The 25,056-nt window shown below is 63.5% G+C and carries 23 protein-coding genes and 1 pseudogene; 9 read left to right on the top strand and 15 right to left on the bottom strand.

Translation table 11 applies throughout. The features are described from left to right. Nucleotides 1-23: 23 nt before the first annotated feature. From IPF49_18765 to IPF49_18750, 4 genes are all read right to left on the bottom strand, one after another. Nucleotides 24-263, bottom strand: a complete 240-nt coding sequence (locus tag IPF49_18765) for a hypothetical protein (protein ID MBK6289631.1) — start codon at nt 261-263, stop codon at nt 24-26. Continuing rightward, nucleotides 251-622, bottom strand: a complete 372-nt coding sequence (locus IPF49_18760) for a hypothetical protein (protein ID MBK6289630.1) — start codon at nt 620-622, stop codon at nt 251-253. Before IPF49_18760 ends, IPF49_18765 begins: the two co-directional genes overlap by 13 nt. After that, nucleotides 615-905, bottom strand: coding sequence for a hypothetical protein (locus IPF49_18755; protein MBK6289629.1), 291 nt, complete (start codon nt 903-905; stop codon nt 615-617). Before IPF49_18755 ends, IPF49_18760 begins: the two co-directional genes overlap by 8 nt. A gap of 411 nt (nt 906-1,316) precedes the next feature. Next, nucleotides 1,317-2,903, bottom strand: coding sequence for a 5-guanidino-2-oxopentanoate decarboxylase (locus IPF49_18750; GenBank protein ID MBK6289628.1), 1,587 nt, complete (start codon nt 2,901-2,903; stop codon nt 1,317-1,319). A gap of 266 nt (nt 2,904-3,169) precedes the next feature. Between IPF49_18750 and IPF49_18745 the strand changes: the two genes are divergently transcribed. Together IPF49_18745 and IPF49_18740 are read left to right on the top strand one after the other, a co-directional pair. Continuing rightward, nucleotides 3,170-3,994, top strand: coding sequence for an aldo/keto reductase (locus IPF49_18745; protein ID MBK6289627.1), 825 nt, complete (start codon nt 3,170-3,172; stop codon nt 3,992-3,994). An 88-nt stretch (nt 3,995-4,082) separates the two neighbouring features. Then, on the top strand, nt 4,083-5,303 hold the full coding sequence (locus tag IPF49_18740; GenBank protein ID MBK6289626.1) for an MFS transporter: 1,221 nt from the start codon (nt 4,083-4,085) through the stop codon (nt 5,301-5,303). A 126-nt stretch (nt 5,304-5,429) separates the two neighbouring features. Here IPF49_18740 and IPF49_18735 read toward each other — a convergent pair whose 3' ends face one another. After that, nucleotides 5,430-6,206, bottom strand: a complete 777-nt coding sequence (locus IPF49_18735; GenBank protein ID MBK6289625.1) for an acetoacetate decarboxylase family protein — start codon at nt 6,204-6,206, stop codon at nt 5,430-5,432. A 231-nt stretch (nt 6,207-6,437) separates the two neighbouring features. Here IPF49_18735 and IPF49_18730 point away from each other — a divergent pair, with 231 nt between their 5' ends. The 3 genes from IPF49_18730 to IPF49_18720 all read left to right on the top strand — a co-directional run bounded on the left by IPF49_18730 (nt 6,438) and on the right by IPF49_18720 (nt 11,149). Further along, the gene (locus IPF49_18730) at nt 6,438-8,324 is read left to right on the top strand and encodes a DEAD/DEAH box helicase (protein ID MBK6289624.1); all 1,887 of its coding nucleotides are present in this window, start codon (nt 6,438-6,440) and stop codon (nt 8,322-8,324) included. A gap of 99 nt (nt 8,325-8,423) precedes the next feature. After that, nucleotides 8,424-10,283: a diguanylate cyclase gene (locus IPF49_18725; GenBank protein ID MBK6289623.1), complete on the top strand. Its 1,860-nt coding sequence runs from the start codon at nt 8,424-8,426 to the stop codon at nt 10,281-10,283. 146 nt (nt 10,284-10,429) lie between these two features. Further along, on the top strand, nt 10,430-11,149 hold the full coding sequence (locus IPF49_18720; GenBank protein MBK6289622.1) for an SIMPL domain-containing protein: 720 nt from the start codon (nt 10,430-10,432) through the stop codon (nt 11,147-11,149). 65 nt (nt 11,150-11,214) lie between these two features. Here IPF49_18720 and IPF49_18715 read toward each other — a convergent pair whose 3' ends face one another. The 4 genes from IPF49_18715 to IPF49_18700 all read right to left on the bottom strand — a co-directional run bounded on the left by IPF49_18715 (nt 11,215) and on the right by IPF49_18700 (nt 14,373). Next, nucleotides 11,215-11,928, bottom strand: coding sequence for a glutathione S-transferase family protein (locus IPF49_18715; protein ID MBK6289621.1), 714 nt, complete (start codon nt 11,926-11,928; stop codon nt 11,215-11,217). 44 nt (nt 11,929-11,972) lie between these two features. Next, a complete protein-coding gene (locus IPF49_18710) occupies nt 11,973-12,524 on the bottom strand; it encodes a carboxymuconolactone decarboxylase family protein (protein ID MBK6289620.1) in 552 nt (183 codons plus the stop codon). A 335-nt stretch (nt 12,525-12,859) separates the two neighbouring features. Continuing rightward, nucleotides 12,860-13,954: a mechanosensitive ion channel gene (locus IPF49_18705; protein MBK6289619.1), complete on the bottom strand. Its 1,095-nt coding sequence runs from the start codon at nt 13,952-13,954 to the stop codon at nt 12,860-12,862. Between the two features lie 35 nt (nt 13,955-13,989). Continuing rightward, entirely contained in the window at nt 13,990-14,373 is a 384-nt protein-coding gene (locus IPF49_18700; protein ID MBK6289618.1) for a DUF302 domain-containing protein, read from the bottom strand. 405 nt (nt 14,374-14,778) lie between these two features. On the opposite strand from IPF49_18700, the gene IPF49_18695 reads away from it, so the two are divergent. Together IPF49_18695 and IPF49_18690 are read left to right on the top strand one after the other, a co-directional pair. Then, the gene (locus IPF49_18695; protein ID MBK6289617.1) at nt 14,779-15,906 is read left to right on the top strand and encodes a hypothetical protein; all 1,128 of its coding nucleotides are present in this window, start codon (nt 14,779-14,781) and stop codon (nt 15,904-15,906) included. Nucleotides 15,907-15,949: 43 nt separating this feature from the next. Further along, nucleotides 15,950-16,480 (top strand): nuclear transport factor 2 family protein, encoded by a 531-nt coding sequence (locus IPF49_18690; GenBank protein ID MBK6289616.1) that lies wholly within the window; start codon nt 15,950-15,952, stop codon nt 16,478-16,480. 22 nt (nt 16,481-16,502) lie between these two features. Here the strand turns inward: IPF49_18690 and IPF49_18685 are convergent, their stop codons facing one another. Further along, a complete protein-coding gene (locus IPF49_18685; protein ID MBK6289615.1) occupies nt 16,503-17,027 on the bottom strand; it encodes a nitroreductase family deazaflavin-dependent oxidoreductase in 525 nt (174 codons plus the stop codon). 323 nt (nt 17,028-17,350) lie between these two features. Between IPF49_18685 and IPF49_18680 the strand changes: the two are divergent. Further along, nucleotides 17,351-18,506: pseudogene (locus tag IPF49_18680) on the top strand (amidohydrolase). Between the two features lie 16 nt (nt 18,507-18,522). Then, complete coding sequence (locus IPF49_18675; GenBank protein ID MBK6289614.1) at nt 18,523-19,530, top strand: Rieske (2Fe-2S) protein; 1,008 nt, start codon at nt 18,523-18,525, stop codon at nt 19,528-19,530. A 19-nt stretch (nt 19,531-19,549) separates the two neighbouring features. On the opposite strand, the gene IPF49_18670 is transcribed toward IPF49_18675, so the two are convergent. The 5 genes from IPF49_18670 to IPF49_18650 all read right to left on the bottom strand — a co-directional run bounded on the left by IPF49_18670 (nt 19,550) and on the right by IPF49_18650 (nt 24,939). Further along, nucleotides 19,550-20,686 (bottom strand): iron-containing alcohol dehydrogenase, encoded by a 1,137-nt coding sequence (locus IPF49_18670; GenBank protein MBK6289613.1) that lies wholly within the window; start codon nt 20,684-20,686, stop codon nt 19,550-19,552. 63 nt (nt 20,687-20,749) lie between these two features. Beyond that, nucleotides 20,750-21,373 carry a histidine phosphatase family protein gene (locus IPF49_18665; GenBank protein ID MBK6289612.1) on the bottom strand — a complete coding sequence of 208 codons (624 nt, stop codon included), beginning with the start codon at nt 21,371-21,373 and terminating at the stop codon, nt 20,750-20,752. Next, the gene (locus tag IPF49_18660) at nt 21,370-22,137 is read right to left on the bottom strand and encodes a glycerophosphodiester phosphodiesterase (protein MBK6289611.1); all 768 of its coding nucleotides are present in this window, start codon (nt 22,135-22,137) and stop codon (nt 21,370-21,372) included. Before IPF49_18660 ends, IPF49_18665 begins: the two co-directional genes overlap by 4 nt. Nucleotides 22,138-22,178: 41 nt before the next feature. Next, the gene (locus tag IPF49_18655) at nt 22,179-22,934 is read right to left on the bottom strand and encodes an SDR family oxidoreductase (GenBank protein MBK6289610.1); all 756 of its coding nucleotides are present in this window, start codon (nt 22,932-22,934) and stop codon (nt 22,179-22,181) included. A gap of 16 nt (nt 22,935-22,950) precedes the next feature. After that, complete coding sequence (locus IPF49_18650) at nt 22,951-24,939, bottom strand: SDR family oxidoreductase (protein ID MBK6289609.1); 1,989 nt, start codon at nt 24,937-24,939, stop codon at nt 22,951-22,953. Between the last annotated feature and the right edge of the window lie 117 nt (nt 24,940-25,056).

Below are 25,056 nucleotides of genomic sequence, written 5' to 3'. Positions count from 1 at the left end.
AGAACAAGAGGACGGGGCGGCAGCTATCCTGACGCAGCGGGAGATCGAGCGCCACAAAGGTGAAAATAAATCTGTCCCCTTATTCCGATTCCTATTCCATCAAGGCGAAAATAAATCCGTCCCCTTTTCCGTAGCGGGTTCCCGCGCACGTAAGCGTAGGTATTCAACCCACCCGCCAGCCCGATCGGATCACTCTCGATGTACCGTCCCGTGCTCGGATCGTAATCGCGGTAGTAGTTGTAGAGACACGTCAGTCTGCCCAGAGATACGCGGCGCTCTCAGCATCATCGACCGCAACAAAAAAATTTCGACGAGTATTGGGACATGCGTAGTACGTCATTGCTCCCGCAGAGACGCGCCGAAACTCCTCAACGACGCCTTCTGGAAAACGCTCCATGAAGCTAGTGCTTGGCAAGTCAATGGAGGTTAGCGCGCGGTCGTCGCAGCTGCTCTGAATAATGCTGCGAATCTCCGAATCAACCTTCAGGCTGATCCATATGAAGTTACTATCGAAGGTCTCTTGGGCGCCACGCATATCCTCTACGTTGCGCGGCAGCCAATCCGGGAGCCATCCTTTGTTGACGGCATTATCAATCGACTCCTTCGTCGAGAAGTCAATCACGACAACCCCTCCCCGCCCGCACGCGGTTGCCGATACGAGAACTAGAAGCCCGACCAGAATCAATAAAATGAACCGCCAGTGGCATCCGGTGTAAGTCAAATTTTGCATCAGAACCTCGCAGGAAAATTGCTTGAGGTCGGACGACTTCCCCCGCAAAGAGTTCGGAAAAGGGGACGGATTTATTTATTCGGAGTGACCGAGGTGACTCGCCCAGCAGGCGACCGAGAAAGCTGACATTGCTGCGCAGCGAGCAGTAGTCGGGCTGGTCGGAAATGCTGTCCATTTGCCTCGCCTGGTGCCTGCGCGAATTATGCCGGTGCTTCGCTCGTCGGGCGCAGTGATGCGGCCTTCATCGTAACAGGTCGGCGCCCGGAGCGGCGGGCCAGGGGCAATGACGGGCCACGGTGCGTGAACCCCGGGTTCTGGAGCCCGCGCGCATCCTGCCGCAGTATCTCGGCCGCGATTCCTATTCCATCAAGGCGAAAATAAATCCGTCCCCTTTTCCTCCTCCAGTATCTTGGCCGCGATTCCATCAAGGCGAAAATAAATCCGTCCCCTTTTCCTTCATCCTTTTCCTTGTCCCCTTTTCCTTGTCCCCTTTTCCTTTTCCGCGTTGGGCCGAACGGCGTGCTCCAGCGGCGGGTGGCCACCTGCGCCTGGCGGGCGCCTCCGCATATGGTCATTCCCGCCAGGCTCAGGCGCCGATGAAATCCGCTTCCACCAACTCGATCAGGGTGGGCACGCGGTGGTTGAGGTATTCGCGCAGTGCCTCGATCAGCGTGGCATGATCATCGACGCGGCAGGCGCGGCAGCCGTAGGCGCGCGCGATCGCCAGAAAATCCGGGGTGTGGATATCGCAGGCGATCGGTTCCATGCCGGCGGCCTCGAAGTTCTGCGCGATCATCTCGTAGCGCCGGTTGTTCCACACCACGATGGCCAGCGACAGCTCTGCCTCGACGCCGCTCGACAATTCGTTCAGCGTGAACTGCAGACCGCCGTCGCCGATCAGCGCAATCACCGGCAGCGCCGGTTGCGCCAGCCTGGCACCGAACGCCGCGGGCAGCGCGAAGCCGAGCGTGCCGTAACCGGTGGCGGCGCTGGCAAAGCGCCGTGCCGCGCGGGCATGGAATTGCGCCGCGGCGAAATAGGCCGGCTGGGTCGAGTCGCCGATCACGATCGCCTCGGGCAGCGCCTCGAGCAGCGTGTCGAGTACCCGCTGGTAGCCGGGATGATCGAGCGCGCGCAGTCGCTCGCAGGCCGCGCGTGTGCGTTCGGCACCGCGCCGTTCACGGCTTTCGAGCAGCGGCAGCAGGGCCTCGACGGCAAGCCGGCTGTCGGCCTGTATCGCGATTTCCGGGCGCACGTTGCGCAGCAGCTGGAGCGCATCGATATCGATGCGCACGAGCTTGCCGCCGAGGGCGAAATCGCCCTTGAAGAAGAAGTCGTAATCGGTTTCGCCGAACTCGGTGCCGATGCCGAGAATCACGTCGGCATCGCGGTAGAGTTCGCGTACCGGCGCGAGCGAGGGACTGCCGGCAACATGCAGCGGGTGCTCGCGCGCCAGCAGGCCCTTGGCATTGTGGGTGCAGGTGAGCGGGGCATCGAGACGCTCGGCGAGCCGTGCCGCCAGTACGCCGATATCGGCCGCGCCGCCGCCGAGGGCGATGACCGGGCGCTCGGCCGCATTCAGCAGTCGTGCGGCTGCGGCCAGTGCCGCGGGGTCGGCGGCCGGCCGGCTCGGTACGGGCCAGGCATCGGGCGCCACATGGGACGCATCGGCGGTGATCACGTCGAGCGGAAGGCTCAGGTGTACCGGGCCTGGACGCTGGCTGCGGAAAATCGCAAAGGCGCGCGCCAGTATCCGCGGCAACTCGTCCGGACGCGTGAGCGTATGGCTCCAGCGGCTGCATTCGGCCATCGCGGCCTGCAGGTTGCGGGTCTCGTGCAGGCGCCCCTCGCCGAGGCTTTTTTCCCAGCTGTTGTTGTCGGCCGAGATCACCAGCATCGGCACCGAGTCCTGCAGCGCCTGTCCCATCGCGGTGGCGATATTGAATGCGCCGGGCCCGCTGACAGTGATGCAGAGCGCCGGCTTGCCGCACACCCGCGCGTAGCCATCGGCCATGAAGCCCGCGCCCTGTTCGTGGCGTGGCGTCACATGGCGGATGCGCGTTTGCGGGATGCCGCGGTAGAGCTCGATGGTGTGGGTGCCGGGAATGCCGAACGCGATTTCGATGCCGTGCGCCTCGAGCAGCAGCGCCAGGACTTCGCCGCAGCTTGCCATACCTCCTCCTTGCGCGGCGCCGGGTGGGATGCCGCGATCGCTTTGCCCGCATCGTGACAGTGCGCCCGCGCGAGCGCAACGCCGGGTGGAGCGGCGGGCGTTGCGCGTTGCCGAACCGCAGGCGTACCATCGCTTGCACCCTGAGGATTCGACGGGAGGCAGCGAAAATGGATATCGGCTTCACGCGACGGCGTTTTTGCCAGGCGGTTGCGGCCTGCGCCGCGATTCCCGGCCTCGCCGCTGCCGGGACCAGCACGGTGAACAGCATGCTGACACGCAGGATTCCCTCCTCCGGCGAACTCCTGCCGGTTATCGGTCTCGGCACTTCCGATGTGTTCGATGTCGGCGCTGATGAAGCCGCGCGCGCACCGCTCGCGCAGGTGCTGAAAATCCTGCTCGAAGCGGGCGGCTCGCTGCTCGATACCTCGCCGATGTACGGCCGCGCCGAGGGCGTATCGGGTGAGCTGGTCGAGGCCGCCGGTGCCCGCGCGAGGATGTTTCTTGCCACCAAGGTATGGACCACCGGCAAGGCCGAGGGGTTGCGCCAGATCGAGGACTCCATGCGCCTGCTGAAGACCGGGGTGCTCGACCTGGTGCAGGTGCACAACCTGGTCGATCTCGCCACGCAGCTGGCCAATGTGCGGGCGCTGAAGGAGGCCGGCAAGCTGCGCTACATCGGTATCACGCATTACACCGTGGCGGCACACGCGGAACTCGAGCGCGTGATCGGGCGCGAGGCGCTGGATTTCGTGCAATTCAATTATTCGATCGTGACCCGTGATGCGGAGCAGCGATTGCTGCCGCTGGCGGCCGAACGCAAGGTCGCGGTACTGGTGAATCGACCCTACGAGGATGGCGCGCTGTTCGCGCGGGTGCGTGGCAAGCCGCTGCCGGAATGGGCCGCGGAATTCGGCTGCACGTCCTGGGGCCAGTTCTTCCTGAAGTTCATCGTCAGTCATCCCGCGGTGAGCTGCGTGATTCCCGCGACCTCGAATCCCAGGCACATGCTGGACAATGCCGCCGCCGGGCACGGGCGCCTGCCGGAGCAGCCGATGCGCGAAAAGATGGCCGCGTATTTTGCCGCGCTCTGAACCGGGCGCTCGCTCGCTGAACGGGCGTCCGTCGCTGGTGCGGCTGGTGCGGATCGAGCCGGGCGAACAGCGCGCGGTGCTGGTGGCGATGCTGTATTTCTTTTGCCTGTTCACCGCTTATTTCATGCTGCGCCCGGTACGCGAGACCATGGGCATCACCGGCGGTGTCAGGAACCTGCAGTGGCTGTTCAGCGCGACCTTCGTGGTGATGCTGGCCGCGATGCCGGTGTTCGGCGCGCTCAGCGCACGCTTTCGCCGCGCGGCGCTGGTGCCCTGGGTCAGCGTGTTCTTTGTGCTCAACCTCCTGCTGTTCGCGGCCTTGTTCGTGCGCCACCCGGACCATGTCTGGAGCGCGCGCGTGTTCTACGTGTGGCTCAGCGTGTTCAACCTGTTCGTGGTCTCGGTTGCCTGGAGCGTGATGGCGGACTGTTTCCGGGTCGCGCAGGCGCATCGTCTGTTCGCTCTGATCGCCGCGGGCGCGAGCGCCGGCGGGCTCGCCGGACCCGTGCTCGGCGCACTGCTGGTCGAGCCGCTCGGACATGGCGGGTTGATGGTGGTCTCGGCGCTGTTGCTGCTGCCCACGGTACCCTGCATCCGCTTTCTGTTCGGCTGGCGCGAACGGGCCGGGGCAGGGGCCGACAGCGGCACCCGGGCGGCCCGCGAAAGTCCCGCGCGCCCGCTCGGCGGCAATCCGTTCGCGGGCCTGCTGCTGGTGCTGCGCTCGCCCTACCTGCTCGGCGTCAGCGCTTTCGTGCTGCTGCTGGCGACCACGACCACGTTCCTGTATTTCGAGCAGGCGCGCATGGTCGAGGCCGCGTTTCCCGATTCGACCCGCCAGACGCAGATCTTCGGCATGCTCGATTTCACGGTGCAGGCGTTGACCATCGTGCTGCAGTTGCTGGTCACGGGACGGATTGCCGAACGCTTCGGTGTCTCGGCACTGCTGAGCTCGGTGCCGGTGATCGTCGCGGCCGGTTTCGTGGCGCTCGCCGCACTGCCGCAATTCTGGGTGCTGGCCGGGGTGATGGTGGTGCGCCGGGTCGGGGAGTACGCGGTGATGCGCCCGGCGCGCGAGATGCTGTTCACGACGGTTGACGCGGAGTCGCGCTACAAGGCCAAGAATTTCATCGACACCGCGGTTTACCGCGGCGGCGATGCGCTCAGTGCCTGGGTCAAGACCGGGCTCGATCTGCTCGGCCACGGCCCTTCGTTCGTGGCGCTGATCGGTGCGCTGCTCGCGGCAGGGTGGGCCGTGATCGGCCTGCGGCTCGGGGCTGTTCACCGGCGCGAGAGCGCCGCCCGAGCTTGACGGATCGCCCTGTTCGGAGCCGTGGCGGGGCGATGGATGCGCCGCTGTCCGAGCACACCGGTTTGCTGTTCACGACCGACGCACGCCTGGTCCTGCCTGCGCGTGCGTGGCGGTTGAGGCGCTTGCTCAGCCCTGCTTCGGCCCGCCCGAGGAGCCGGGCCAGCGAGTGCCGCTGATGGTGTCGGCGAAGGGCCAGTAGGCTTCGCCGTCGAGTTCACCGAACAGGGTGATGCTGCGGTCCTTGAAAATCGGCGTCCACAGGCGGGCGCTGACCTGCTCGCGCAGCGGCAGCAGGGTTGCGATCGGGTCCCAGGCGCTTTCGCGCAGCGTCAGCGTGCCCTTCAGTTCCTGCAGGTGCGCGGTACCGTACTTGCTGTGCACCCTGACCACGTGCGGCGGGAAATCGTACTGGATCTTCGAGGAATCGACGCCGCGCACCGACTTGATCCACCACTCGTTCTGTTCGTGGTCGGCGGGGATCGGCAGGGTCGCAACCACATCACCGTGGAATTCGATGAAGGTGCAGCCCTGGTGCACGACCTTCGCGACCACATGGTCCATCAGGCGGTAGTACTCGGCGTCCACCGGATACTTCGGCTGGCCCCACATTTCCTGGCAGATGAACAGCGGCGCTTCCTGGTCGATGCCGATCGCCAGGGTGTATTCGCCCTCGACGCCGTGATAGTCGGCATCGACATTGATCACCAGGCCGTACTCGGGTTCGGCATGCACCGGGAAATTGTAGATCGTGATGTTCACGTGGGGGTTGCGCCCGGGCTTGATGCCCGGTGGCAGCAGCGCCGCGATCGCCGCCGGGTCGGTGCGGTAGGTGATCTTCAGCATCGGCCAGTTGAGGATATCGCCCGGGTTGCCCTGCGGGCCGTTCGTGGTGCTGGTGGTCATGGGTTCTCTCTCCATTTGAATTTCGGGAATGATACCCGCTCTGGGCCGAATCCATGGTAACGCAGGGCAGGTAGACGCGAGAGCAACGCGAGCTGACAGGAGTTTCATAAAGCTGCACTTTGTCGCCACATGAATGATCGTCATGGAGCAGCCTCTGCGGCATACTTCTGCGGTTCCGGGTTCCCTGGCATATCGCCGCGTCGACCCACTGCTATTTTCCGGTAAATCCCGATGTCCGATACCACCTTCAGCTCGCTCGAGCTCTCGGCGCCGCTGCTCGCTGCGCTGGCCGATGTGGGCTACGAAACGCCCTCGCCGATACAGGAGGCCTGCATTCCGCCGCTGCTTGCCGGGCACGATCTGCTCGGCGAAGCACAGACCGGCACCGGCAAGACCGCCGCTTTCGCGCTGCCGTTCCTGCAGCGGCTCGATCTCGAGCTGATGCAGCCACAGGTACTGGTGCTGACGCCGACCCGCGAACTCGCGATACAGGTTGCGGAAGCGTTCCAGCGCTACGCGCGGCATCTGCCCGGCTTCCATGTGCTGCCGGTCTACGGCGGACAGGGCATGGGCCTGCAGTTGCGCAGCCTGAAGCGTGGCGTGCACGTGATCGTCGGCACCCCGGGGCGGGTGATGGATCATCTCGAGCGCAAGAGCCTGGTGCTCGATCAGCTGACCGGGCTGGTGCTCGACGAGGCCGACGAGATGCTGCGCATGGGCTTTATCGATGATGTGCAGTGGATCCTCGAGCATACGCCAGCCACGCGCCAGACGGCGCTGTTTTCCGCGACCATGTCCGATACCATCCGGCGCGTGGCGCGCACCCACATGCGCGAGCCGCGCGAGATCAAGATCAAGTCAGCGACGCGCACCGTGGCGGCCATCCGCCAGCGTTACTGGCAGGTCACCGGCACCAACAAGCTCGACGCGCTGACCCGCATTCTCGAGGTCGAGGAGGAACTGGATGCGGCGCTGGTATTCGTGCGCACCAAGACCGCGACGGTGGAACTCGCCGATCGCCTCGAGGCGCGCGGCTACTCCGCCGCGGCGCTCAACGGCGATATGAACCAGCCGCTGCGCGAGCGGGTAATCGAGCAGCTCAAGAGTGGCGCGCTCGATATCGTGGTCGCCACCGATGTGGCGGCACGCGGCATCGACGTGGGGCGCATCAGCCATGTCATCAATTACGACATTCCCTACGATTCCGAGGCCTATGTGCATCGCATCGGGCGTACCGGTCGTGCCGGTCGCACCGGCAATGCCATCCTGTTCGTGGCGCCGCGCGAATTCCGCATGCTGCGCACCATCGAGCGGGTGACGCGCCAGCCGATCGAGCCGCTGACGCTGCCGAGCCGGGCGCTGGTCGCCGACCGGCGCGTGGCGCAGTTCCGCAAGCAGGTTGCCGAGGTGCTGAAGTCCGAACCGATGGAGTTTTTCGCCGAGGTCGTGGCGCAACTCGAACAGGAACACGAGGGCAACCTGGCCGCGGTTGCCGCGGCGCTGGTGTGCATGGCGCAGCGCGCCAAGCCGCTGCGTCTGCAGGAGAAGGAAGGTTATGGGTCCGATGGGGGCGAATCGCGCGAGCGGACGCCGGCACGCGTGGCGCGTGATGATCGCGACCCGCGCGACGGCCGCGGCACCCGGGCTCCACGGGAGGAGCGCGAGCCCCGCGAGCGCAAGACGCGCGCCGCTGCGCCGGCGATCGAACCGCGTGGCGCGCTGGTGCCGTTTCGTATCGAGGTCGGGCGCGATCACGAAGCCAGCCCGCGCGAGATCGTCGGAGCCATCGCCAACGAGGCCGGTCTCGCCAGCCGGTTCATCGGCAGGATCGAGTTGTTCGATCAGTACAGCACCGTGGAACTGCCCGCGGACCTGCCCGCCGCGGTGCTCGATGTGTTGCGCCGGACCCGGGTAAAGCAGCGCGCGCTGGAAATTCGACCGATGGCGGCCGGGGAGACTGATCAGCGCCCCGGGCGCGGCAAGAGCGAGCGCAAGCGCCCGCCGCGGCGCGAACGAGACGAGCGTACCGGTCACCAGCCACCGCGCAAGGTTGCGCGTGAACCGGCGCCGAAGGTTCCATCCCCGCGGCCACGCGGTGCAAAACGCGAGAAGCCGTGATTTTGCGCTGAGCGCCCCGGGCTATTACCCTGTAAACAGTTGGCACGGCGGGAACACAGGGGATCTCCAGTTATGCGGTGGCAGGAGTACCTACGCCGGTTGAATTGCAGCATTGCTGCAATCCTGATTGCCGTGGGCGCTGCCGGGCGCGTCAGCGCTTCGGGCGATCTCCAGGCCCTGCTCGAGCAGGCGGTTGCCGCCAGCTATCGCTCTCCGGTGGAGGCGCGACGCCTCGATGCCGAACTGCGCACCCTGCTTCGCGATGCTCCGGATTCCACGATCGAGGCGGGCACGTACCTCAATGATTGCCGCTCGCTGATCGAGGAGGATGGCGAGCAGGCGCTCGCCGCCGCGCTCGCGGGCAAGGCGGCGCTGGACCAGGCCCCGGATCAGGTGATGCAGCTGAGGCTCGAATTGTGCGAGTACGCGGCGCGCGAGTATCTCGGCCAGTCCAGTGAATCGCTGGTGGGTTATGACCGCGCCGTCGCGCAGGCCGAAAATCTGGGTGTGTCCAGCCTCGAGGCCGAGGCGCGCTTTGCCCGTGGCGAACTTCGCGGCTACGAGGGGCATTACGGCGATGCGCTCGAGGACATGCAGTTCGCCTGCCGCAAATACCACGAACTCGGGTTGGCTGACGAGGCGCTGTCCTGTGTGCAAGCCATTGCGGTGCTCTATTTCCGGCTCGAAGACTACGATCGTGCGATCGAGTACCTGCAGGATGTCATTCCGGAGCGCGAGGCGCGCAACCAGACGCATATGCTCGCGGACGCCCTGTACAACCTGGCCCGCGCGCGCGAAGGCAAAGGCGATCTCGAGCAGGCCCGGGGCATTTACGAACGTTCACAACAACTGTCGTCCGCGCTCGGCAATGAAACCAGCGAGGCCTATTCGGCGCAGGCGCTCGGGCGCATCTTCATACGCCAGAACGAGCCTGCCAGGGCGCTGCCACTGCTGGATTCGGCGCTGGCCGTTTTCCGCCGCCTCAAGGACCAGGATTACACCGCCCGGCTGCTGGCTGCGCGCGCCGAGGCGCTGTTCATGCTGGGGCGCAGCAAAGAGGCGCTTGCCTCGGTCGAGGCGGCAGTGGCGATCTATGGCGAACTGCGCCAGTTGCCCGGGCTCGAGCAGAGTTACCAGTTGCTCGCCAGGATACTGTTGCACGGCGCTCAGGCCGAGCGTGCCGCAAAGACCTTGCTGCTCGAGCGCGATGTGCATGCGCAACTCGATCTGGCGCGGCGCGACGAAAGCCTGGCGCGGCAACGCGCGGAGTTCGATACCGAACGCAAGGAGCAGTCGAACCGCTTCCTGAGGTCGCGCAACAAGCTCACCGCGAGGGCCCTGGAGGGCGTGCAACGCATCGACCGGCTGAAGACCGCGGTGATCCTGCTGTCGGCGCTTCTGCTACTGATGGGAGGAGTCTTCGTTGCCCGTCAGCTTGCGCTGGCGCGGCGCCTGAGCGCCCTGGCGATGGCCGATGAGCTCACCGGCATCGGCAACCGGCGCAGCGTGCTGGCGTTTCTCGACGAGCAGATCCGGTTGCATCGCGCCAGCGGCAAGCCGCTGTCGGTGGTGCTGCTCGATATCGACCGCTTCAAGCAGCTCAACGATCTGTATGGCCATGCGGCCGGAGACCAGGCCCTGAAATCCGTTGCCGACCTTTGCCAGCAACTGATGCGCGACAATGACAAGATCGGCAGGACCGGCGGGGAGGAGTTTCTCGCGGTGCTGCCCGGGGCGCCGTTGAGCGATGCCGGTGATGTGGCATGGCGGCTGTGCGAACAGGTACGCGAACTCTCGCTCGACGCTATCGATCCGGGCTTGCGTACCAGCGTCAGTATTGGCGTGAGCCAGTGGCGCGCGGATGACGCCGATGCGCAGGAAGTGATCAAGCGTGCCGACACCGCCCTCTACGAGGCCAAGGCGACGGGGCGCAACCGGGTGGAGCTCGCGCCCGGCTGACTGTTTCGCGTGTTGGGTCTACCATGGCGGCATGATCGCGACCGCACCCGCCGTGGTCGAGGACCTGCGGTTCGTGATGAAGGACGGTCGCATCCATCGCGGTCCGTGACGGCAACGCTACAACAACTTTTATTGCGGAGGACATCGTGCAAACACGTAACACCAGTGACGCGCTGCTGCTTGGCTTGTGTCTGCTGATCGGGCTCGCCCTGCTCGGCTACCTGCTCGGCGATGCCGCGATCCGCTACAAGGAGTACGAGCGCACCGTGATCGTGAAAGGACTGTCGGAACGCGAGTTTCCGGCCGATATCGTGATCTGGCCGATCCAGTTCACCAGCGCCGACAACGATCTCGAATCGCTCTATCAGACGATCGAGATCAATACCGGCAAGATCAGCGATTTCCTGCTCGAACAGGGCATCGCGGCGGGCGAGATATCGGCCACGCCGCCGACCATCGTCGACAAGGCCGCGCAGCGTTTCGGCGATGGTCCGCGCTCCGAGTTTCGCTACTCCGCGGTCCAGGCGGTGACGGTGTATTCGAGCCAGGTCGAGCGGGTGCGCGCGGTGATGAGCAGGCTGGCGACGCTCGGGCGCCAGGGCATTGCGTTCACCGGTGGTGATTACGAAAACCAGACCGAATACCTGTTCACGCGCCTGAACGAGGTGAAGCCCGAGATGATCCAGGAGGCCACCACCAAGGCGCGCGAAGTCGCCGAGACATTCGCCCGCGATTCGAACAGTCGCCTCGGCAAGATTCGCCAGGCCTCACAGGGGCAGTTCTCCATCGAGGCCCGCGACAAGAACAATCCGCACATCAAGAAAGTCCGCGTTGTCTCGACCGTTGAATACTACCTCTCGGATTGAGGGTGCTCGTCCGCGCCTGCTGTCGCTGGCCGAATCCGCCCGATTCTTGCCGTGTACGTGAACGCCTATGCAGACCAGGTGTCGTCAAAGAGAGCCGCGGCATAATAGTCGGGAAGATTCGATCGCGCGGCGCTCCCGACGGCTAGTCCTGCCTGGACACCGGCGCGACTGCGGACCCGATCGTACCAGCGGGCGAGGTTCGGGTATGCCGATATATCCTCGATGCCGTGCAGCAGCAGCGGAACAGTAGACCCGATCGCTGCGATATCAATGAGCGAGAAGTCTCCGCAAATGAAGTCGCGTCCGGCGAGTCGCCCATCGAGCTTCGCGTGGGCCTTCACGCTCGCCTCGGTGAAGTACGCGTAAGTCGCGCGGCCGTAGTCCGTCTTGTCAAAGAGTCGATACTTCGGGTCGGTATGGAACATCATGCCGGGCCAGGTGAGTGCCTCTCCATAGCTGTTCAGGATCCAGAAGAACCAGGCATGAAACTCTGCGCGTTCGCGTGATTGCTTCGGCGGCCCCAGCCGACCGGCTTTTTCGGCCAGGTACAACAGGATCGCGCCCGACTCGAACACCGTGACGGGTTCGCCTCCGTCTTCCGGATCATGGTCCACGATCACCGGGACCTTTTGCATCGGGTTGCGAGCGGTATGCGCGGGCGTGAACTGCTCGCCAACCCCGATGTTCACCGAATTGAACCGGTAATCGAGGCCAAGCTCCTCGAGCGCGATCGATGCGCGCCAGCTCATGGTCGTGATATAGCCGTAATAATCAATCATTGACAGCCTTTCTCTTGATCCAGCTTGTCAGGTCGGGGGCACTTCTAATCGCCGATCAGCTGATGTGCAGCCGCACTACCCATGCCCGATTCGGTATCGATGGCCAGCGCGTTCATCATTACCGCCAGGCCCAGATAGGCAGTGACGGCCATGATCAGTTCCACCAGTTCCTGCTCGCTCATTTCCTGCAGGGCGGCCTTGATGGTTTCCGGTTTTGCAGTGCCGGCTTCGACCAGCTCTCGGGTCAGTACCAGCGCGACTCCTGCTTGGCCGGGGAATGCGCTTTCGGGGTGGACCGCAGTCTTGATGACTTCAATATCCTCCCTGGTGAGGCCCGCGGCCACGCCGATGCTTTCATGCTGCACCCATTCATAATCGCAGCTCATCAGTCGCGCATTGTAGAGAATGCATAACTCCCTGACCTTCGGGTCGAGCTTTTGCTTGCTGAGGATACTGATCAGGTAATTCACCAGTGCCGCCGCATTGGCCGGTGCATGAGCGAGCAGTCCCGGAACGTGCTGTGGCTGTCCCTCTCTGAATATCGGGCTGAGTTCCGGGCTGACGGTTTCCCTGGTGAGATAACTGATTCTGGCCATATACACCTCGATTTGCGCGGTTGAACCATTCTATCCGGCCGTTCGCTCGTTCGCTGCGAATTTCAACGAGCTGTCAGGCCCAGGACGCTCCGAGAGGATGAAGGGTCACAATGATTAGCATGTCCAATGGGCACACGATCGCCAAGGGAGACGCCGCAATGTCCGACCTGGGTCAGGGATTGGTAATGGCGCGCACCGGGAGCGATACCGGGCACCCCGGGCATCGGTCAACAGGCCATGGTTGAGCTGCGGCTTGCCCTTCTTGCCGCCACGGCTGCAGCCCCGCAGCGGGCAGGTATGGCCTTCAAAATCACTCGATGAGAGAGCGTACAGGATCAGCTCTGCTTGTGTTCCGGGTCATCGGCCTCGACGTCGGTGTCCGCAGGCTCGGCTTCCGTTGACCCGGTCTGCTTCTCCAGTTGCTTCAGCCGCTCGCGGCATTCCTTGATGCGTTCCTTGGCCTGTTTCTTGTCTCCATCCGTGGATTCCGCCAGCAGTTTCTCGTAGTCCTTGATGGTGGCGGCCAGCTGCTCTTTTTCTTTTTCCAGTTGCTCGGCGCTTACCGCCTTGTCGAATACCACTTCCTCGGCGACAGCCAGCGTTTCCGCCGGGGCGCGGCTGGGTTCCCTCGGTATTACCTGCATCGCATCCGCCATCGGTCGCTGGTTCATGAACGCGGGAGACATGATCTCGACCCCGTTGCCGTGCAGGGTGTCGAGCACGCTGCGGCACAGGTTGGAGCGTGCGGTGAGCAGGGTTTTGGTATCGAGCAGCATCCCGCTGGCCTTGTAGGTGACCGCAAAGTTGCCCAGTTCCAGGATCTGCACGAAGGGCTCCTCGAGCCCGCAGTCCTTCACCGCATCGAGCAGCAGGGTTTCGATCCGCGTGTGGTGGATATCGTAGCCGAGCGATAACCGGACCGAGACGATGGTGCCGCTGCTGCGCACCACCGTGACCGGGTTGGTGATCAGGGATGTATTCGGGAATGCGACCAGTTCCCGGTCCTCGGTCTGGATTTCGGTATCGAGCAGACCGCGCTCCACGACCCGCCCGAAATGTCCGTTCACGCTGACGAAGTCGCCGGTGCCGAAAGGGCGGGTAACGCGCAGCATGATGCCGGCCATGAGGTTGGCGAAAATGGTGCTCGATGAAAACGCGATGATTCCCGAAAGCAGCAGCCCGATGAGTCCGATGATCTGATTGCGCGAACTTTCGCTGACCGGAAACGCGAGTACCAGCGCCACCAGGCTGCCCAGGGTGAGCCCCAGCATGATCAGTTGCCGCGGGAGCATTTGCTCGTTGCCGATTTCCGGGTGACGGGCGATGAGCAGACGATGCGCCACCCAGAGCAGCGCGGCGCAGACGAGGACGGTCGCGATCAGCGGGACGAAGAGGAAGATCAAAACGACGATTCCGCTCAGTTCCGGCATGGGTGGTCCTCAGATCGCGGGCATTGCGGACGCGCTCATTTCGCATCCTTGATCATTTGCATGGTCGCGTCCTCCACGTCTTTTGCAACCTGCAGAAGTGCCGCGTCCTCCGACAGCGCCGATAACATTCTCGCTGGCCGGATCAGGCCCATCTTTGTCTTCTTGCCTTCGGTGAATACCGAGATGCGACAGGGAAGCGCCATGTTCAGCAGCATGTCGGCCGACAGTATCCTTGCCGCCTGTACCGGGTTGCAGACCTCGAGGATCCGGCACTGCTCTTCGAATGCAATGCCCTTGCTGCGCAGGGTCTGCCCCAGGTCGTGCACATGCAGCACCCCGAAACCGTGGCGCGTTACCGCGGCTTCGAGGTCGGCGGCTGCCTGCTCGAACGATTTATCCGTTTCAACCACGTAATACACGATACTTCTCCCGTTCGTCGATTCGAGTCATCGCGAAAAGCAGCCGGACAGCGCGCCGATGGCCAGACGAAGATGGCTGTCGCTTGCACAGTCAGCTTCATCGTCCATCCTAGTTGCATGAGCCTGCGATGCCAACCATCGACTCATATCCGGTGATTGCAGGGCTTCGAGATATGGTTTCCACGCGCGCTCCGGATCACCTCGCCATGCGGAAACCTCGGCGCCGATACTCCAGGCAAGCTCGCCGAGAGACTGGTCGTACGGTGTGTGAACAAAGCGTAATCCCCCGGGAGCGCTGTGCGCACGGTTCGGGCCCGATGGTAGGTACAATGCGCGGGACCCTGCAAGCGACTGGCCATTGCCGACTTGCAGACCGGCTGCCGGAAACCACGCGAGGAGCGAGCCATGCTTTCGAAATTCGATGACTACCCGATTCACCAGACTGCCGAACCGCTGTTTCATACCGCCTCGAGCGACCGGTTTACCTATGACCGCTACTGGTACAACGCGCACGCGCGCGACGGCTCGTTCTATTTCGGGGTCGGGATGTGCCGGTACCCGAATCTCGGCATACTCGACTGCAGTTTCAGCCTGGCCATCGGTGGGCGCCAGTATGCGTTTCATGCCTCGCGCCGCGCTCCGCTGGAACCCACCGAGACCGTGGTGGGTCCGTTCGCGCTGCAGATCCTCGAGCCGATGGGCCGCCATCGGGTGCTGATCGGGCCGAACGAGACCGGCATCGAATGCGACCTGACGTTTTCGCCGCGCACCGCGGTGATCGAGGAGGGGCGCCAGACGCTGCGCAACGAGCGTTTCGTGGTGATGGATGCGACCCGCCTCGACCAGTTCGGGTTCTGGCAGGGAACGGTGCGCTACGACGGCAAGGAACTCGCGGTCGATGGCCGCAATACCTTTGGCCTGAAGGACCGCTCCTGGGGTATCCGCCCGGTGGGCGATGCGTACCCGGGCGGGGCGCCGATGAACGCGTTCCAGGCGCTGCATTTCATGTGGGTTCCGATCCACTGGGATGATCAATGCACGCTGGCGGGCCTGTTCGAGGACGACAAGGGGCACCAGTGGCACAACGACCAGGCAATCCTGCCGGCCTACGCGACGAGCAGCGATATTCCCGGCGTGATCGATCCCGCCGCGCGTACCTGGGACGGCAGGGTCGAGCACCGGCTCAAATTGGTGCCGGGCACGCGCCAGGCCAGCGGCGCGACCATCGTGATGCACGACAAATCGGGCGAGTCGATGGAAATCGAGCTCGAGCCCGTGCTGCTGCACCGCATGAAGGGGCTCGGCTATCAGCACCCGACCTGGGGACATGGAAAATGGCAGGGCGAGCTGGCAGTGGCGGGCGAGAGCTGGGATGCCGATTCGGTGAATCCGCTGGCGCTGGAAAACCTCCATATCCAGCAGGTGGTGAAGGCCCGTTGCGGCAAACGCCAGGGCTGGGGCGTGCTGGAGCAGATGCATATCGGCCCGTACACGACCTATGGCTTCGATGACTGGTTCGACGGCGCGAAGTGAGGCGCTCCCCGCGCCCTCATTCGTCATGACCAGAGGGAACCAGATGACACTTGAAGAACTTGCGGACAGGATTGAAATCCAGCAGCTCGTCTGCAAATACAGTCGGGCAATTGATCGCCGGGATTACGGCTTGCTCAAATCGCTCTATGCGGAGGGTTCCATCGATGAACATGGCGGCATGTTCAGCGGCAGCGGCGCAGAATTTGTCGAATGGGTGAGCAAAGTCCTTGAAGGAAGCGGCCATACCTCGCATCAGATCCTGAACCATTTGATAGAGCTGGCCGGGGACTACGCCGAGGGGGAGGTTTACACCTGCAATGTTCATATCATGGAAGACAGCGATGGCAAAAAGGTCAATATCAGCACGGGCAGTCGCTACCTGGACAAGTACGTGAGATCAATCAATGGCTGGCAGTTCCTGCATCGGAAAACGGTTGCCGACTACACCTTGAATCTGCCCGTGCCAACGGATGCGCTGGCGCTGAAGATTCGTCACGGAGCACCGGTGGCAGGGGTGGGTCAGCATGACCCTTCCTGCGGCTTTTTCCGCTTGATCGGAGCTGCCGGGCAATAAAGGGATCGTGGCAGTCGCTGAATCAGGCCGGACCCGTTGGTGAAAGAATCACAATCGGAAAGGGGCGATCGGTCTGGGCCTGGAAATAACCCCAGTTTGGAAACATCGTGGTCAGCGCAGGCCACAAGGTCTCCCGTTCCTTCGTCGTGGCGTCGCGCGCATTGGCGGCCATTTTGTTGCGATCGAGTTGCACCTGGCACCCGGGATTCTTCTCGAGATTGAGATACCAGGCCGGGTGGTTGTCGTAACCGGCCAGGGACCCGACAACCACCATGTCCTTGCCGTGTTGCAGAAACACCAGAGGCGTAATGCGTTGCTCGCCGGATTTGCGTCCGATGGTGGTCAGCAACAAGGTGGGCAGCCCGGTCGGCACCGTCGGATCCGGACCGGCCCCCGTCGATCGGCCCTCGGGATTGGACAAATAGGCTTCGACATCCGCTTTTGCGTCACCTTTGATTCGCTCCAGCGAGGACGTCTGGGCCTTCAATAATTCCCAGTCCGTGACCGACATGGAGTCCGGCTTTTTCATGACGTCGCGTGCTTTCATATTCAATCCGCCGTGTCTGATGGTCATTGAACTGTTCTGCAGGAGAGCAATCGTGAGCAGTGCTTTTTTCCCGGTACGAGCCTCGACTTCGCGCCTCAGTGTAGCGAACTATGGATAGCGCCTCCATCGTTCAATGGGTGCCCGGGGTTACGCGCCGTGCCAGGCGCAATTCCGGTCTTGCGCGGAGATCCGGGGGGGTTAGACCAGGCCGCCTGCGCGCGTTACACTCGGACTCAGGGCACCTCGCACGCGTCGAATCGATACGAACAAATACCAACCCCGTGGCGCCGAGCGTCGGCTGAAGCGGGCAGGAGAACATCGTCATGGATCGTTACATCGTTATTTCTTCCGATTGCCATGCCGGACTGCCCGGCGACAGGTACCGCGGTTATCTCGATCCGCAGTATCGCGAGATCTTCGATCAGGCATTGCCGATGCAGGTTGCCAAGATCAAGGCCGCGGAAAAGAGTTTCCTGATCCAGGAAATCAATGATCAGTGGCGCAGCGGCATCGAACAGCAACTCACCGGCGCCTGGGATCATGCCGAGCGTATCCGCATGCTCGATGGTGACGGCATCGCGGGAGAGGTGATTTTCTGCGACGGCATTACCGAGATGAATACGCCGCCCTTCGGTGCCGGGCTCAGCCTGCCCACCGAGGATATCGTGCCGGAACTGCAGTGGGCCGGCGCGCGGGCGCACAACCGCTGGCTGGCGGAACTGTGCGCGCAGGCACCGGCGCGTCATTGCGGCGTGGCAGTGATGCCTGTGCTGTGGGATATCGAGGAGGCGGTGCGCGAGGTGCGTGCGGTTCACGAGGCAGGATTGCGCGCGGTGATGATTCCCAATCTCACCGGCCATTTTCCGCATTACCATCACACGCGTTACAACCCGTTCTGGGAAGTTTGCGAGTCGCTCGGCATGGTGGTGAGCTTTCATTCGGGCGCTGCGCCGAGCAAGGAATATTTCGGTCCGGGATGGCCCACCGAGGCGGCGTCGGATTATGTCGGCGCGATGGGCATCTATGTGTCCGAAGTGCTGTGGTGGACCTACCGCCCGCTGACCTTCCTGGTCTGGGGCGGGGTGTTCGAGCGTTACCCGAAGCTGCGCGTGAGTTTTACCGAGACCGGCTGCGGCTGGATGATTCCGCCGTACCTGCGCCTGCTCGATCACAACTACCACGATGTGCAGTTCTCGGCCAAGCTGGGTGATTTCCACAGTCATTTGTCGCTGTCTCCGAGCGACTATTTCAGGTCTCGAGCAGTTGATGTGGGGCAGCGATTATCCGCACCCCGAGGGTTCCTGGCCGAAGACGAAGCCGCATCTGCAGAAGACCTTCAGCGGCTTGCCCGACTACGATATCGCGCAGATGCTGGGCGAGAACGCGATCGAGTTCTATCGCTTCGACCGCGCCGCGCTGGTGGATATCGCCGCGCGCATCGGCCCGAAGCGCAGCGATTTTGTGGCAACCTCATCGTAGTTCAAGGAGTACGGCCATGGGCGCCCGATTCGATTTTCCGATTCCCTATGGCTGGTATGGCGTCAGCCTGTCGCGCGAGCTCGCGCTCGGCGAAGTGCGCCCGCTGCGTTATTTCGCGCAGGAGCTGGTGCTGTTCCGGACCGAGAGCGGTGAAGCACGCGTGCTCGATGCCTTCTGTCCGCATCTCGGCGCCCATCTCGGGCATGGTGGCAAGGTCACCGGCGAGAGCATCGCCTGTCCATTCCACGGCTGGGAATTCAGCGGCGAGGGCATGTGCACCCGGGTTCCTTATGCACGCAATATGCCGCCGCGCGCCGATGGCAAGCAGTGCATCTACCCGTGGCCGGTGATCGAGCGCAGCGGCGTGATCTGGGCCTGGTACCACCCGCAGCGCGTGGCGCCGATGTTCGACGTGGTGGAAGTCGCGGAAATCGGCGATCCGCAATGGACTGATTTCCGTGTCTACGACTGGACGATCGCCACGGCAATCCAGGAAACCGCGGAAAATGCAGCGGACGCCGCACATTTCCTCTACGTGCACAGCTCGCAGGATATTCCGCGTGGCGAGGTGCGTCATGAAGGCCATCAGCGCTTTGCGCGCTACGAGAGCCGCACGCCCGACATGGACGAGCAGGGCAAGCTCGACACCACCGGCACGCGCTGGCGCGACAGCCTGCTCGAGACCTCGAACAATGGCCCCGGCCAGACCATCCAGCGCTTCATGGGTCTGTTCGACACGATCCAGTTCGGCCTGGTGATCCCGATCGACAGCGAGCACATGCAATTGCGTTTCTGTTTCATCCAGCGCAAGGACATGAACGATGTGCAGAAGATGATGGCCAAGGGTCTGACCGACGAAATCTCGCGCCAGGTAGAGCAGGACATCCCGATCTGGGAAAACAAGATTCATCTGAAGAACCCGATGCTCTGCGACGGTGATGGTCCGATCGCCCAGTTTCGTCGCTGGTTCAGCCAGTTCTACGCGCCCGCCGAGGACTCCCGGAAGATGCGCGCGATTACCTGAGTGAGTAATTCGTGACGAATCACTGCATCGATAGCCGCAGCAGGCGTTCGTAATCGGCCGCGACCGGTTTGACCGGATTGGTGAGCGTGTTGATATCGCGCACTGCCGCTTGCGCGACACCGGCGATCATGTGCTCCTCGACGCCCATCGCGGCGAGTCCCTGCGGTATCTGCAGGTCCCGGTTGAGCGCACGAATCGCATCGATCGGATCGGCTGCGCCAGTGAGACCGAAGCTGCTGCGCATGCGCTCGAAAATCTGCGGTGCGTGCGGGCGGTTGAAGGCGAGCACGGCGGGCATCAGCACCGCGTTCAGGGTGCCGTGATGCAGGTTGAGCTGATGCAGTCCGCCGAGCGCATGCGACATGGCATGCATCGCGCCGCAGCCGTTCAGCATGGTCATGCCGCCTTCCAGTGCGCCCATCATCATCTCCCGGCGTGCCTGGCGATTGTCGGGCTCGTGATACGCCTGGCGCAGATTCGCGAAGATGCGCGTCAGGCCGTCGAATCCGACCGCCTTGGCCGGCGGGTTCTCGTTGCTCGAGAACACCCCTTCCAGGCAATGCGACAGCGCATCCATGCCGGTGCCCGCGGTGAGACTGCGCGGCAATGACAGGGTAAGTTCGGGATCGGCCAGCGTGACCTTCGGCAGCAGGTTGTTGTTGATCAGCAGGATCTTCTCGCCCGGACCGACGATGAAAACCGCGGTCGTCGCAACTTCCGAGCCGGTGCCTGCCGAGGTCGGGATCGCGATGATCGGTGCGGCGGCCGCCGTTACCAGCCGCCCTTCCTTGCGGATCACGCGGGTGATGTCGTAATCGCGCAGCAGCCCCTCGTGGGTGGTCATCACCGCCGCACCCTTGGCCAGATCCATCGCCGATCCGCCGCCCAGTGCGACCAGGCCGTCACAGCCGCTCGCCTGGTACAGTGCGCTTGCCGCGTCCACGTTTTCCCAGGTCGGATTGGCCGGCAGATCGCTGAACATTGCGCTGCCGGCGGGCATCAGCGCCATCACGCGCGCGGCAAGGCCGGTGACGACCAGGCCCGGATCGGTGACCAGCAGCGGACGCTTGATGCCGAGCGTGCGCAGTTCCTTGCCGAGCAATTCCACCGCACCGAAATCGAAACGCACCTGGGTCATGAAATAGCTTTTGATCATCCCGATCTCCGCATTGTCTGAAAAAGCCTGCCGAAGTGCCCGCGTGCCTGGCGGTGGCGGATACTATAGCGCGCGGGTTCGCCGGTCGACAGGGTTGCGCGGGCGTGGCGCGCCCAACTCCACCAATTGTCCGGGGCGCAGCGCGGCACGGCGCCGATGCTCGCCGGCACCGAGACCGGCAAAGACGGTCCACAGGATCTGGATGGTGTCGCCATGCGCGACCAGCAGGATCGTCGGTCCCGCGGGCTGGCGTTCGAGTTCGCACAGCAGCTCGAGCACTCGCGTTCGCACCGCCTGGGCAGACTCCACGCCGTGCGGCGCACTGCTGGCATCGAGCGCGTCGTGGGCCCATATCTCGGCGTAGCACGCATCGCTGCCGCCTTCGAGTGTACCGAATCCGCGTTCGCGCAGGCGTGCATCCACGATCGGCGCGGCGCAGCCGATCAGCCGTTGTGCGAGGCGGGCACTTTCGCGGGCGCGCAGCAGCGGTGAACTCAAGATCCGCAGTTCGCGATCGAGCGAGCCGCAGGCGGCGATGCTCGCGCAAACCTGCTCGCGACCCCTGGCAGTCAGCCCGTAGGCAGTGGCACCGCGCTCCGGATCGCTGACTATCAGACCCTGCTCGTTGGCAAGACTCTGGCCGTGACGCAGCGCGTAGTAGCGTCTGCCGAAAGAGGGCGGGTTCACCTGGCCTTTCCGGGTCGGGTCGGACTGCGGGCCTGCGCCTTGCCCTCGATCTGCGCGAGCAGCGGCAACGCCATCGAGGGGTAATCGCTCACGATGCTGTGCACGCGCATGCGTTGCAGATTGCGGATCGAGACCGGATCGTTCACGGTCCATACCGACAACGCAATCTGCTTGCGCCAGGCCTGCACGCGCAGCGTGGGAGAGCAGGCAAACAGGTTGAGCATCAGGTAGTTGCAGCCGAGCTCGCTGGCAGTGGCGAGCGAGTTGTGGCCGATGCCCACATAGCCACGCGCCACGCGCGGCATGAGTTCAGCTGCGTGGCCAAGAAATTCCCGGTCAGCGGAGGTCACGATGATTTTGGGCGCGATACGCAACTCCGCGACCAGCGCGCGCAAACGCAGGGCGGTGGCGCGCATCTGTTGCGCGGAGCCGCCTTTCTTGACTTCGATCTGCCAGGATTCGGCACGTGGCAATGCGCGCAGCACTTCACGCAACCGCGGTATACCCTCGCGCCGTGGCCAAGGCGGAGCGCCGCGGCGTGCATCCATGCGTTTCAGCATGGCGCTGCTGAACGACGCCACCGCACCACGCTCGCCGGTGGTGCGATCGACGCGGGCATCGTGGATCACCACCAGTTCCTCGTCGGCGGCCAGGTGCACATCGAGCTCGAAGCGCCGCGCGCCGCGTTGCCACGCATGCCGGAAGCCGCCGAGGGTGTTTTCCGGTGCCTCGCCTGCAGCACCGCGATGACCATAGACCAGCATGGCGCGTTCTCCCGGCAGGGCGCCCCGGCGGGCGTGAAGCATCAGCCAAGGTAAGCCTGGCCACCATCGAGCGCAATGCTCTGGCCGTTTACGAAAGCCGAGGCCGGCGAACACAACTGCGCCACGAAACGACCGATATCCTCCTCGCACTCCCCGACCCGGCGCAGCGGAATCTGCGCGAAGAAGGCCTTCGCCTCCTCCGGGCTCTTCTGGATCCACCGCTCGAGACCCGGCGAGCGCGCATGCGGCAGAATCACGTTGGTGCGGATATTGTCGACGCCCCATTCGCAGGCCGCGGCGCGCGTCAGCGAGCGGATCGCTTCCTTGACCGCCGCATAGGCGCCGTAGCCGCTCATGTCCCAGCGCTTGGCGGCGGAACTCGCGAGGTTCACGATGCAGCCGTCACCCTTCAGGTGCGGATAGCACAGTTTCATCAGGCGCAGCGTGGCCAGTGGTCCCGATTGCCAGCCCGCCTCGAAGGCGGCCTCGCTCAGTTCGTTCAACGTGCCCAGCGGCACTTCCTGGGCATTGTTGACCAGGATATTGAGCGCGCCGAATTGTGCCACGGTCTGCTGCACGCTGTTGGCGATCGATTGCGCATCCTTGACGTCGCAGGCAATTGGCAGGGCCTGGCCACCGCGCGCCGCGATTTCGCGCGCGGTGGCTTCGAGTTTCTCCAGCGTGCGCCCGGTCACCGCGACGCGCGCACCCTCGGCCGCCAGCGCCAGCGCGATGCCCTGGCCCACGCCCTGTCCGGCACCGGTGACCAGTGCAACCTTTCCATCCAGCATTCCCATCGTCGATCTCCCGTGCTCAGAAATGTACGCCCTTCATCAGCGCCGCCATTGCAATCTGCTCGCTGGTGGCTTCCGGCGGCGCCGCGGGCGCGGGCAGGCCCTTGGCGGCTTCGGAATCCGGGAACATGCGGTAGGTCGCGTTGTTGGTGATCTCGGAGAACTTCGGGAACAGCAGTTCGATCAATTGCTGCACCCGGCCCATCCCGGTCGCCACGCGCGCTTTCTTGTGAATGATCGCATCCACGATCAGGTCGATGGCCTCGTCCACCTCCAGTGCCGGAGCGTATTCGTAAATCTTGGTGGGTGCAATCATCGCGGTACGCACCAGCGGCATGTTGATATTGGTGAAATGGATATTGCGGTCCGAATACTCCGCCGCGGCGCACAGGGAAAACGCCTCCAGCGCGGATTTCGAGGCGATATAGGCCGAGAAGCGCGGCGGGTGGCCGAGCACGCCCATCGAGGAAATATTGATCACGTGACCGTGACGACGCCGGTCCATGCCGGGAAGTACCCGCAGGATCACGCGCAGCGCGCCGAAGTAATTGAGCTGCATCGTGCGTTCGAAGTCATGAAAACGGTCATAGGCGAGCGATACCGAGCGCCGGATCGAACGGCCGGCATTGTTGATCAGTATGTCCACGCCGCCGTGCTCGGTCTCGATCTGCTGCATCACACGATCGACCGCCTCGAAGTCCGCGCCGTCGCAGACATGGCTGTATGACTGGCCGCCGGCGGCGCGGATCTCGGCGCAGGTTTCCTCGAGTGCTTCCTGCTTGCGTGCGGTGATCACCACTTTGGCGCCGGAGGCAGCCAGACGTATGGCGAGGGCCTTGCCGATACCGGCCGAGCCGCCGGTGATCAGCACCACGCGGTCCCTGACCTGCCCTTCCAGCGTGTGATCGATGAACAGATCGGGGTCGAGGTTGCGTTCCCAGTAATCCCAGATCCGCGCCGCGTAGCTCGCGAGTTTCGGCGGCTTGATACCGCTGCCTTCCAGCAGCCGCTGGGTCTGGCGGCTGTCGTAGCGCGTCTCGTATTTCATCAAAATCGCGGCCGATTCGGGCATGCCGATGCGTTCGAATATCGCGCTTTTCAGCCGTTTGACCGGCGGCAGCTTGGCGAGCAGATCGGCCAGCGCGGTCGGCATGAAGTTGAATATCTTCGGGTCGAAGCGCAGCGTGAACTGCGGCGCGTGCGCGGCCTCGGCAAAGATATTCATCATCTGGCCGGTCGAGTAGTGCTCGGTATCGGTGATGTGAAAGCAACCACCGTCGTGTCCCTCGATGTGTGCGAGATAGTCGATCGCATTCACCACGTAGTCGACCGGCACGAGATTGTTCAGGCCCGACTCGATCCCGATCAACGGCATCCATTTCGGCAAGGTGTTGCGGATGCGCTGCAGCATCTTGAACGAATAGTAGGGGCCATCGATCTTGTCGATCTCGCCGGTGCGCGAGTGACCGATTACCGCGCCGGGGCGATAGATCCGGTACGGGATGCCGCACTTCTCGCGCACCATCTTTTCGGAGTCGTGCTTGGTGCGGAAGTACGGGTGATCGAGATTCTCGGCTTCCTCGAACATGTCCTCGCGGAAACTGCCGCGGTAGAGACCGCTCACCGCTACCGAGCTGACGTGGTGAAAGCAGCCGGCGCCGAGCGCCTCGGCCGTGCGCACCGCGTGCAGTGTGCCGTTGACGTTGGCGAGGCGCTGGCTCTCCTCGCTGGCGCCCATGTCGTAGATCGCGGCGAAGTGGAAGAAATGATCGATGCGGCCCTTGAGTTGCGCGATATCGGTGGCGGCGATGCCGAGACCGTTGGCGGTGATGTCGCCGCTGACGCCGATGATGCGCTCGGCCGCCACCGGGAAACGTGCTTTCAGTTCATCGAGCTTGTGACGGGAGGAGTCCCGCACCAGCAAATGGATGGTGCCGCCACGGGACAGCAGGTTTTCGACAAAGAAACGGCCGATAAAGCCGGTGCCGCCGGTCAGGAAATAGTTCATGGTCGATCCTCTTTGCTTATCGTGGTCGGGGTGTCGATCGGAACTGCGATGATCGCGTATCGAAAGTCTACTGTAATCCGCTCGCGAAGTTTTGGCTTTAGCGCAAGCGTTCGATTT

The organism is Gammaproteobacteria bacterium, from assembly GCA_016705365.1.
GTDB lineage: Bacteria > Pseudomonadota > Gammaproteobacteria > Pseudomonadales > UBA5518 > UBA5518.
The sequence above is the reverse complement of the archived record's forward strand: the minus strand, read 5'-3'. Positions and strand labels throughout refer to the sequence as shown.